At 62.4% G+C, this 6,500-nt stretch carries 9 protein-coding genes and 1 riboswitch; of the genes, 4 read left to right on the forward strand and 5 right to left on the reverse strand.

Translation table 11 applies throughout. From position 1 onward, the window contains the following. Nucleotides 1-11: 11 nt before the first annotated feature. Nucleotides 12-274, reverse strand: a riboswitch (cobalamin riboswitch). Next, entirely contained in the window at nt 273-965 is a 693-nt protein-coding gene (locus ACTJKE_RS34985) for a TetR family transcriptional regulator (protein WP_113512266.1), read from the reverse strand. It overlaps the preceding riboswitch by 2 nt. A gap of 103 nt (nt 966-1,068) precedes the next feature. Here ACTJKE_RS34985 and ACTJKE_RS34990 point away from each other — a divergent pair, with 103 nt between their 5' ends. Beyond that, complete coding sequence (locus ACTJKE_RS34990) at nt 1,069-1,899, forward strand: NAD(P)H-binding protein (RefSeq protein ID WP_440693768.1); 831 nt, start codon at nt 1,069-1,071, stop codon at nt 1,897-1,899. Further along, on the forward strand, nt 1,896-2,375 hold the full coding sequence (locus ACTJKE_RS34995; RefSeq protein WP_058326817.1) for an anthrone oxygenase family protein: 480 nt from the start codon (nt 1,896-1,898) through the stop codon (nt 2,373-2,375). The genes ACTJKE_RS34990 and ACTJKE_RS34995 overlap by 4 nt, the downstream gene beginning before the upstream one ends. Before the next feature lie 68 nt (nt 2,376-2,443). Here ACTJKE_RS34995 and ACTJKE_RS35000 read toward each other — a convergent pair whose 3' ends face one another. The 3 genes from ACTJKE_RS35000 to ACTJKE_RS35010 are packed head-to-tail and all read right to left on the reverse strand — an operon-like array spanning nt 2,444 to nt 4,235. Then, a complete protein-coding gene (locus ACTJKE_RS35000) occupies nt 2,444-3,010 on the reverse strand; it encodes an SRPBCC family protein (RefSeq protein ID WP_058326816.1) in 567 nt (188 codons plus the stop codon). Continuing rightward, complete coding sequence (locus ACTJKE_RS35005) at nt 3,007-3,369, reverse strand: ArsR/SmtB family transcription factor (protein WP_440693770.1); 363 nt, start codon at nt 3,367-3,369, stop codon at nt 3,007-3,009. The genes ACTJKE_RS35000 and ACTJKE_RS35005 overlap by 4 nt, the downstream gene beginning before the upstream one ends. Nucleotides 3,370-3,419: 50 nt before the next feature. Continuing rightward, nucleotides 3,420-4,235 carry a crotonase/enoyl-CoA hydratase family protein gene (locus ACTJKE_RS35010; protein WP_440693772.1) on the reverse strand — a complete coding sequence of 272 codons (816 nt, stop codon included), beginning with the start codon at nt 4,233-4,235 and terminating at the stop codon, nt 3,420-3,422. 83 nt (nt 4,236-4,318) lie between these two features. Between ACTJKE_RS35010 and ACTJKE_RS35015 the strand changes: the two genes are divergently transcribed. Next, the gene (locus ACTJKE_RS35015) at nt 4,319-4,933 is read left to right on the forward strand and encodes a TetR/AcrR family transcriptional regulator (protein WP_440693774.1); all 615 of its coding nucleotides are present in this window, start codon (nt 4,319-4,321) and stop codon (nt 4,931-4,933) included. 123 nt (nt 4,934-5,056) lie between these two features. Next, on the forward strand, nt 5,057-5,407 hold the full coding sequence (locus ACTJKE_RS35020; RefSeq protein ID WP_057253238.1) for a VOC family protein: 351 nt from the start codon (nt 5,057-5,059) through the stop codon (nt 5,405-5,407). Between the two features lie 14 nt (nt 5,408-5,421). Here the strand turns inward: ACTJKE_RS35020 and ACTJKE_RS35025 are convergent, their stop codons facing one another. Then, nucleotides 5,422-6,357 (reverse strand): IS110 family transposase, encoded by a 936-nt coding sequence (locus tag ACTJKE_RS35025; RefSeq protein WP_058326157.1) that lies wholly within the window; start codon nt 6,355-6,357, stop codon nt 5,422-5,424. Nucleotides 6,358-6,500 lie beyond the last annotated feature (143 nt).

Below are 6,500 nucleotides of genomic sequence, written 5' to 3' on the forward strand. Positions count from 1 at the left end.
CGGTGTGGGCCCTATGCCCGTATCGAGTGGCAGGTTTCCTGGCTCACGGCGCTGGGCGGGAAGCCCTGGATCTGCCTCGCCTTCCCAGATCGACCACCCTCTCGTGGTCTCTTCCAGTGGCTTCTTCCGGATCGCTCCGGAATGGCAGATCGACGTCGCTCTACAGTCGCGGGGTCGGCCGTGATGTGAATGCCCAGCATGGGTCCATCCGTCACGTTCCCGTTTACTCCCGAAACACGTTCGTGTCCCGGGAACCAATCGATCCCAGATGATTAGGAGCGTGTCATGGAGTTGTCAATTGAGCCTGCGCCGCCCGCCGCTTCATCAGCGACAAAATCGCGGAGGATCATCTGCTTGTAGGCCTCGACGATGCGGTCGCCCTCGGTGCGATCGACCGACACGGCAAGCCGCATGGTGCAATCGCCGAGATGCATGATCAGGAAAGCGGCGCTATCAATGGTTTCGCGCGGCGCTTCGGGCACAAGCCTAGCCCAGACATCGGCAAGAAGTTTTCCGCCGGCGCGGCTTTGCAGAAGATCGATCTCGCGCAGCGCCTTGTCGGCCTGCATTGCCGACCAGATGTCGCGCATCACAGGCTCGGCCAGGAACATGTCGTAGTAGATGTCGAACAGCACACAGAAAGCGTCGCGTAGTTCCGCGAGCGATGTGACCTTGGCAAGTTCGGCGGCGATGCACTCGTTGCACACGGCATTGTAGCGCTCGGCCAGCGTGCGCACGATCGCCGCCTTGTCAGGGAAGTACTGGTAGAGCGAGCCGATCGAAATTCCAGCCTTTTCAGCGACTTCGCTCATCCGCATGGCGTCGCTGCCCTTTTCCTGAATGAGCGCCGTCGCGCAGGCAAGGATTTGTTCGACGCGCTCGCGGCTGCGTTTCTGGCTGGGTGTCCGGCGCAGCGCAGTCTCGTCTTCGGCGGGGACCGCGGATGGGCTTGTTTCTGTAATCATGAGTGATGCTCACATTTTGGCTTGACTCTTAAAATACGAGGATTTATCACATTTGCAAATGTGAGAGATGCTCATGTTTGTTGATGAACCTTAGGAGGAAACGATGTCTCAGAAAGTCACACTGGTTTTGGGCGGTACCGGCAAGACGGGGCGGCGGGTGGCTGAGCGCCTTCAAGAGCGGGGTGTTGCGGTGCGCATCGGCGCCCGTTCGGCATCACCGTCCTTCGACTGGACGGACGAGGCGACCTGGGCGCCTGTGCTCGAAAATGTCGATCGCATCTATGTCTGCTACCAGCCCGATCTGGCGGTGCCGGGCTCTGTCGAGACCATCCGCAAGTTCTCAAACCTTGCCGTCGGCGCGGGCATCAGGCGGCTGGTGCTTCTGTCGGGGCGCGGCGAGGACGAGGCGGAAGCGGCCGAGCGCGCGCTGCAGGCCTCCGGCGCCGACTGGACGATCATTCGGGGGAGCTGGTTCTTCGAAAACTTCAACGAAGGCTTCCTGGCCGAGGGGGTCTCAAGCGGTTCGGTCTTCCTGCCCGTGGATACAGTCACCGAGCCTTTCGTCAGCTGCGACGACATCGCTGACGTCGCGGTTGAAGCGCTTCTCGACGATGATCATGTCGGCAAGGTCTATTCTCTGACCGGTCCAAGGCTGATGACCTTTGCCGAAGCCGTGGCCGAGATCGCTGCCGCGGCCAAACGTCCGATCTCCTATCAGGCCATTCCGGTTGCCGACTTCGCCGCGCAATTGCAGGCTGACGGCGTGCCTGATGACTATGTCGAACTCATCCGCTATCTCTTCACCTCGGTGCTCGACGGGCGCAATTCGAGTGTGACGTCCGACGTCGAGCGCGTGCTTGGGCGGCGGCCGCGCGACTTTGCAACTTACGCCCGGGAAACCGCAGCAACTGGCGTTTGGAGTATTGCCGCATGATCCCGCTGATCCCCGCTCTGGCGTTTGCCGCCGCGATCGGTTCCGGCCTGATGGCCGGGCTGTTCTTCATCTTTTCGGTCTGCATCATGCAAGCCTTGTCGCGGCTGCCGCCGGAGCAGGGGATCGCCGCGATGAACGCCATCAATGTCGTCATCCAGAACCCGATCTTCCTCAGCGCCTTCATGGGCACGGCGCTGCTCGGCCTGGCGCTGATCGTCGTCGCGTTCATTTCGGGTGGCGAGGGCCGATGGCTGCTGGCCGCGGGCGGCCTGGCCTATGTCGTCGGCGTGCTTCTGGTGACGATCGTCTTCAACGTGCCGATGAACGACGCACTTGGGGCCGCTGCACCCGGGCAAGCTGCAATCGACCTCTGGCGTGAGCGCTATCTCACCGACTGGGTCTGGTGGAACCACGTTCGCACCTTCGCATCGATCGGTTCGCTGGCGCTCTTCATCCTCGGTTTCGCCCGCACTTGACAAAAAGCGCCGGCAAGGCCGTCATTCCTTGCCGGTGCACCCTTCTGAGGTCTCGTCACCTCGGGCGGTCAGCGCTTGGGGATGCGCGCGTCGTACTGCTCTTCAAGCTCAGCAAACTTGCTCCAGAAGGCTGCAGGCTGCTCTCCTTCCAAAAGGTCGCGCAACAGGTCGAGATGCACGTGCCAGCCGGCGGAGAAGCTCGTCATGATGCCGCGGTTGGCGATCCGGGTATGGGTGACGATCAGCAGCACCTTGTCGCCGCGCGGGCTGAGTTCGAAGCGGACCTCGGAGGGCGTATCCGTGCCTTCGTCCCAGCTATAGGCGAGCAGGCGCGGTGGCTCCCAGGCGAGCACATGCCCGTGCTTGCGAACCTCGCCGGCGTGATCGGCGTATTTTTTCGGCGGTCGATCATCCTCTGTCGTCAGTTCCGAATGGCGGAAGACGTGTTCGACCGCTGCACCCTCGGAAGAGCCGATCGTTCCCGATGCCATCCAGAGCCGGCGCTTGTTTTCCTCTGTCAGATAGGACCAGACCCGCTCGATCGGGCCGGGAAGCAGGCGTTCGATGCGCACCGCATCGGGGGCGATGACGCGGCCGTAATCGGCGCTGGCAAAGGCTGTGGCGGGCGATGTCATGGCTTTTCCTCCGTATCGTTTTGAACAGTTGCGTCGTCGGCGAGAAGCAGCGCCTCAAGTGCGTCAATGCGCGTTCGCCAGAAGGCTTCGTAGTGGCGCATCCACTCCATACCTGCATGCATCGGCGCTGCATCGAGGCGGCATACATGCGTGCGTCCTTTCACTTCGCGGCGCACGAGACCTGCTCCTTCCAGCACCTTGATGTGCTTCGATGCCGCGGCCAGCGAGATCGAGAAGGGGGCCGCAAGCTCGCCGACCAGTCTCTCGCCTTGCGAAAGGTTCTGGAGCATGGCGCGGCGCGTCGGATCCGAAAGCGCGTGGAACACGGCATCGAGATGTTCGTTCTGATATTCAATCATGTTGTTGAATATCACTTTGATTGCGAAGATTGTCAACCGTTTGGTTGAATTTAGTAGTGGCGCGAGAAGGAACCGTCGCGCGGCGGGTCGTCGTGGACATGCCGTCCTTTCCAGGCGGCGAGCGCATCGGAGAGATCGTCGGTCGGCACCATCTGGGCGAACTGTTCGCTTTCCACCAGCAGCCCCTCTGCGATCGACATGTTGAGGCCGCGGGTGACGGCGGTGATGATCGAGCGGATGGCAAGCGGCGAGTAGCCCATGATGCGGTTGGCCAGGTCGCGGGCGGCGGGCATCAGCTCCTCATGGGCGACGACGTGATTGACGAGCCCCATCTCCAACGCGCGTTCCGGCGAAAAATCCTCCCCCGTCAACAGCAGTTCGAGTGCGCGCTTGCGGCCGGCAAGCCGCGGCAGCCGTTGGGTGCCGCCGAAGGTCGGCGGCATGCCGAGCTTGATCTCCGGCTTGGCAAAGCGCGCCCGGTCACTGGCGATCGCCAGATGCACGGCCTCGGTGATCTCGCAGCCGCCGCCGAAGGCGAGCCCGTTGACCGCGGCGATGACCGGCTTCGGAAAGGCTTCGAGCCGCGCCGTCAGCCGCTGGCCGCGGCGGACGAAATCGCGCACGGCCGGGTTTACGCCCGCAGCCACGCTTTCGGAGAACTCGTGGATGTCGCCGCCGGCGGAGAAGGCGCGGTCGCCGGCGCCGGTGATGATCACCGCGCCGACAGCGTCGTTCACTTCGATCGTGTCGAGAAGGACCATGAGCCGGTCGATCAGCTCATAGTTCAGCGCGTTGAGTTTCTCCGGGCGATTGAGGGTCAAGAGGGCGGTCCCCTCGGAAATCTGCATCAGTACGGTCTTGGACATGGTCGCTCTCCGGCTAGGGTTGACGGGGAGAGGCTAGGTGAGCGACGATGCGATGTATATTCACTAGTCGGTATACTTGAGAGATGGCGAAAGCAGAGAAATCAACGCGGGATGCGATCGTCGAAGCGGCGGAAAAGCTCTTCTATGCGGAGGGTATCCGCGCCGTCAGCGTCGATGCCGTGGCGGAAGCGGCGGGGGTGACCAAACGCACCCTCTACTACCATTTCGAAAGCAAGGACGAACTGATCGCCGCCTATCTCGAGGGCCGCGACCAGCCCAATCTCAAGCTCTTCCGGAAGTGGTTCGACACGGCCGAAGGGGAACTGGCCGACAAGGTCGAGGCGATCTTCGTCAAGCTGGCGCGGGCGGCACGTCACCCGAAGTGGAAGGGCTGCGGTTTCCTGCGCACCTCGGCGGAACTGGCCAACATGCCGGGCCATCCGGCAATCCGCATCGGTGCAGCCCACAAGAAGAAGTTCGAGGCGTGGATGGCCGAGAACTTTATCGAAACCGGCATTGCCGAGCCGATCATGCTGGCGAAGCAGATCCTGCTTCTGCTCGACGGCAGCTTCGCCGTGGTGCTGCTGCACCGGGATGCCAGCTATATGGAAACGGCAGGCAAGGCGGCGGCGACGCTGGTGCGCGTGGCGCTTGCCGGTGCGGGCCTGCGACCTCAGGCGGCGGTTGCTACACCCTGAGGCTGTCCGACGATTCCCTCTTCAATCCGGCACGTTTGGAAGGCAGTATGGCCGCATCGCCGTGAAAACCGACACCTGTGAGCGCAGAGCGCGCTCCGTTGCTCGCCGGATAAGGAAGAACCAATGACTGTCTTGCGTATCGTCTCCAATCTCCACGCCCCGGACCCACAGATGGCACAAGCCTTTTACGGCGACTTGTTGGAGCTCGACGTGGTGATGGATCATGGATGGATCCGGACCTTTGCGGCCAAGGGTGCTGCGGCGATGCCGCAACTGAGCGTCGCCAGCGAAGGCGGCAACAATACACCCGTGCCGGTGCTTTCGATCGAAGTGGACGACGTCGATCGAATTTACGCGCGCGCCAAGGCGGCAGGCGTGGAGATTGTCTACGACATCACCAACGAGCCCTGGGGCGTGCGCCGTTTCTTCATGCGCGACCCCTTCGGCAACATCATCAACATTCTCTCGCACTAGAGTATCCGTGTTGGTCAAGTACGGGTTGGTTCCCATATGCGGCCATCCCTGAGCAATGCGTTTGCGATGATGATGAGCTTTCGCATGACGGCGGTAATGGCGAGTTTTGAGGCTTTTCCGGCGGCCTTGAGCCGGTCGTACTTGGCCTTGAGGTCGGGATTGAAGCGGATGGCGACGAGCGCGGGCATGTAGAGTGCTCGTCGGACATTGGCCCGGCCGCCGCGGATGAAGGCGCGGCCGATCCACTGTCCGGACTGGCGAGCGACCGGAGCGAGGCCGGCGAGGGAAGCGACCTGGGCCTGGTCGAGTGTACCGAGTTCGGGCATGTCGATGAGAAGCGCGAAGGCGGTGATTGCTGACACGCCCGGGATCGAGACGAGAATGTCGAAGCGTCGTGCGAGGTCGGGATCGACCTTGATGAGCGCCATGATCTCGTTTTCGAGGGCCGCGATCTGGCGCTCGATCTGCCTGAGCTGTTCGGCGTTGTGGCGCTTGAGGATCGGCAAGGTCAGGTTTTTCGCCCTGTTCCTGGCCGCCGTTCGGTTCTTCACCAATGCCTCGCGGGCCATGTGCAGGTCCTTGAGATCGTTGAGGGTCGGGCCTCGCGCCGGCCGCGCCTCGAGTTCGAGCAACACCCCCATGCGGGCGAGCATCGCAGCATCCAGCCGGTCGGTCTTGGCGAGCCTGCCGGTGGCCTCGGCAAATCGCCGCGCCTGACGCGGATTGACCTTGACCAGCGCGAAGCCCGCCTCTGCCAGCCTGTGCTCAAGGGCCCGATGATAGGGGCCTGTCGGCTCGTAGACGATACGCAGCTCAGGCCGCTCCAACCAGCCGATCAATGTCCTATGGCCACGGCTGTCGTTGGCGAAGCGCCGGCTCACACCGTCGCTCAGCCTGTGGACGTCGAGATGGTCTTTCGAGATGTCGACCCCGATGCTATCGTTCATCATCTTTCGCTTGTCCTGTGCTTGTCATCCGGAGCCGAACTCCGGGTATCCGTTCAGGCCTCAAGGGAAAGACGAGGGCGATCCGACTCTAGCTCGACCCATCAAAAGGTCCGCAATTCCAACGATCCGACCCTCGCCGCTGCGGG

Origin of the sequence: Ensifer sp. 22521 (assembly GCF_052044795.1) — a bacterium.
Taxonomy (GTDB): Bacteria; Pseudomonadota; Alphaproteobacteria; order Rhizobiales; family Rhizobiaceae; genus Ensifer.

Bases quoted from the DNA above. Each gene is read 5' to 3' on its own strand.
- ACTJKE_RS34995 (WP_058326817.1), top strand. From the start codon at position 1,896: ATGATCCCGCTGATCCCCGCTCTGGCGTTTGCCGCCGCGATCGGTTCC.
- ACTJKE_RS35025 (WP_058326157.1), bottom strand. From the start codon at position 6,357: ATGATGAACGATAGCATCGGGGTCGACATCTCGAAAGACCATCTCGAC.
- ACTJKE_RS35010 (WP_440693772.1), bottom strand. From the start codon at position 4,235: ATGTCCAAGACCGTACTGATGCAGATTTCCGAGGGGACCGCCCTCTTG.
- ACTJKE_RS34990 (WP_440693768.1), top strand. From the start codon at position 1,069: ATGTCTCAGAAAGTCACACTGGTTTTGGGCGGTACCGGCAAGACGGGG.
- ACTJKE_RS35005 (WP_440693770.1), bottom strand. From the start codon at position 3,369: ATGATTGAATATCAGAACGAACATCTCGATGCCGTGTTCCACGCGCTT.
- ACTJKE_RS35020 (WP_057253238.1), top strand. From the start codon at position 5,057: ATGACTGTCTTGCGTATCGTCTCCAATCTCCACGCCCCGGACCCACAG.
- ACTJKE_RS34985 (WP_113512266.1), bottom strand. From the start codon at position 965: ATGATTACAGAAACAAGCCCATCCGCGGTCCCCGCCGAAGACGAGACT.
- ACTJKE_RS35015 (WP_440693774.1), top strand. From the start codon at position 4,319: ATGGCGAAAGCAGAGAAATCAACGCGGGATGCGATCGTCGAAGCGGCG.
- ACTJKE_RS35000 (WP_058326816.1), bottom strand. From the start codon at position 3,010: ATGACATCGCCCGCCACAGCCTTTGCCAGCGCCGATTACGGCCGCGTC.